1 protein-coding gene is annotated in these 315 nt (G+C 57.5%); it reads left to right on the top strand.

What is annotated here, in order from left to right; translation table 11 throughout:
* Positions 1 to 315 (top strand): hypothetical protein (locus B3187_RS14125; protein WP_286807126.1); only part of this gene is annotated, 315 nt, incomplete at both ends.

Here is a 315-nt window from a genome sequence, read left to right as displayed (position 1 = left end):
CGGAGTTGAGCTACTGCCTGGTAGAGGAGCAGGATATTCCCGACCGTTTCAGTGATGCGTACCCCGACAACGTGCTGGGCCATGTGATCGGCCTGGGCTTCAGCCAGAGTACCCAGGAGCTGCACCACCGAGTAAAGCAGCTTACCGCCCTGCTCAGCGGCCCGAACAGCCGCCCTTTGCAGCGCTCGGTCGCTATTTGGCTAAACCGGCTGTTGAGAGTAAGATTTAGAGACGAAGCCATCCCGGAGCTTCAGAACCTGAACGAGGTAGATGCCATGTTGGCGGAAAAGCTGGACGATTGGACTGAACAGTGGA

The organism is Marinimicrobium sp. UBA4209 (genome assembly GCF_002381585.1).
In the GTDB taxonomy this organism is placed as follows: domain Bacteria; phylum Pseudomonadota; class Gammaproteobacteria; order Pseudomonadales; family Cellvibrionaceae; genus Marinimicrobium; species Marinimicrobium koreense.
This window is presented reverse-complemented; position numbering and strand designations above follow the sequence as displayed.